Origin of the sequence: Sulfitobacter sp. UBA1132 (genome assembly GCF_002311545.1) — a bacterium.
GTDB classification, from domain to species: Bacteria; Pseudomonadota; Alphaproteobacteria; order Rhodobacterales; family Rhodobacteraceae; genus Sulfitobacter; species Sulfitobacter pontiacus.
Genome location: NZ_DCAN01000022.1, coordinates 4,317 through 5,984, shown reverse-complemented (window position 1 = coordinate 5,984; position 1,668 = coordinate 4,317). Strand labels below are relative to the sequence as shown.

The 1,668-nt window shown below is 59.5% G+C and carries 3 protein-coding genes; 1 reads left to right on the top strand and 2 read right to left on the bottom strand.

What is annotated here, in order from left to right:
- The coding region (locus B4F27_RS17600) for a 3-deoxy-7-phosphoheptulonate synthase (RefSeq protein ID WP_286760302.1) at nt 1-279 on the bottom strand (279 nt) is incomplete at its 3' end.
- A 204-nt stretch (nt 280-483) separates the two neighbouring features.
- On the opposite strand from B4F27_RS17600, the gene B4F27_RS17595 reads away from it, so the two are divergent.
- The gene (locus B4F27_RS17595) at nt 484-1,488 is read left to right on the top strand and encodes a GlxA family transcriptional regulator (protein WP_180827738.1); all 1,005 of its coding nucleotides are present in this window, start codon (nt 484-486) and stop codon (nt 1,486-1,488) included.
- On the opposite strand, the gene B4F27_RS17590 is transcribed toward B4F27_RS17595, so the two are convergent.
- The coding region (locus B4F27_RS17590) for a PQQ-dependent sugar dehydrogenase (protein WP_286760301.1) at nt 1,485-1,668 on the bottom strand (184 nt) is incomplete at its 5' end. The two genes, B4F27_RS17595 and B4F27_RS17590, sit on opposite strands and share 4 nt — an antisense overlap.

The window sequence follows — 1,668 nt, the reverse complement described above, 5'->3', positions numbered from 1 at the left end:
CACGATGGCCATCTGCAACATCACCTTGAACGTGTCGCGGATCATATCGCTGCTGAATTGTTCAAAGCTTTCGGCGCAATCGCCACCCTGAAGCAAGAACGCCTCGCCACGGCCCGCGGCCGCCAGATGCTTTCTCAGCCGCCGCGCTTCACCCGCAAAGACCAACAATGGATAACGGGACAATTCAGCTTCGACCGCGCGCAGCGCGTCCTGATCAGGATAGTCGGGCATCTGGATCCGCGGTTTGTCGCGCCAGCTTGATTTTGTCCAATCGGTCATCATTTTTCTCCGAAGTCCGCAGCGCCCGAAGTGTCAGGCGCAAACATTGTGAAATTGTGGTATATAAAGGTCTGGCCCAAGTGACCAGAACCGAAATTCAACCTATTGACCTTCGCCCCCGCCCGTGGGCAAGGTTTTCGGCAGGTTTTTGAGGGCAGCGCCCACTTTGCCCCAACGTATAACGCAAACCTGAAAGGCGACGTGATGAGTGACACCCGTCTGGCCAACCGCATTCTTCCTGACGCTGAAAAGACACGGCGCTTTGTCTTTGTGCTGCTGGAAAACTTTACCATGCTCAGCTTTGCCTCGGCGGTGGAATGTCTGCGCATCGCCAACCGCATGGCGGGTCGTCCGGCCTATGACTGGCGTCTGATCGGCGAGGATGGCGGGCGCGTGCGCTGTTCGGCTGGGGCGGAATTTACGCTGGATGGCGATCTGGACGATCTGGGCCGCGACGACACGCTGGTGGTGTGCAGCGGCATCGACGTGCAGGCGGCGACGACCAAGAAGCTGCTGGGATGGCTGCGCCGGGAGGCCCGCAAGGGCATGATGGTCGGCGGTCTGTGCACAGCCGCCTTTACGCTGGCCAAGGCCGGATTGCTGGACGGGAAGAAAGCCACGATCCACTGGGAAAATCAGGATAGTTTCAGCGAAGACTTCGAGGACGTCACCCTGACAAAATCGGTCTTTGTGGTGGACGGCAACCGGATGACGACAGCGGGCGGGACATCCTCGATCGATCTGATGCTCAAGCTGATTGCCGACGATCTGGGCGAGGATCTGGCCAATGCCGTTGCCGACCAGCTGATCTATAGCTCCATCCGCACGGATCAGGACACGCAGCGTCTGTCGGTGCCCACCCGTATCGGCGTGCGGCATCCCAAGCTGGGTCAGGTCATCCAGATGATGGAGGCCAATATCGAAGAGCCGATCAGCCCGTCGTCATTGGCGCGCGATGTCGGCATGTCGACGCGGCAGCTTGAACGGCTGTTCCGCCGCTACCTCAACCGCAGCCCCAAACGCTATTACATGGAACTGCGCCTGCAGAAGGCGCGTAACCTGCTGATGCAAACGGATATGAGCGTGATCAACGTGGCGCTGGCCTGTGGTTTTGCCTCGCCGTCGCATTTTTCCAAATGCTACCGCGCGCATTATAACACGACACCTTACCGCGAACGCGGGTCGCATGCGGCCAAGCCTGTCGCCTAATCGTTACTGATCCGGTACACCGCACCGTTCCCGACCGAGATAAACCAGATCGCGCCGTCAGGTGCCTCTATTAGGTCGCGCACCCGTGCCGTGGCGGGGGTAGAGATTTGCGCCACCTCGGCCAGCGGGTCGCCTCGCAACCGCGCGATATAGTTGAACTTAAGCGCGCCGACGAGGATA

Coding starts and splice junctions, on each gene's coding strand:
- B4F27_RS17595 (WP_180827738.1), top strand. CDS start 484: ATGAGTGACACCCGTCTGGCCAACCGCATTCTTCCTGACGCTGAAAAG.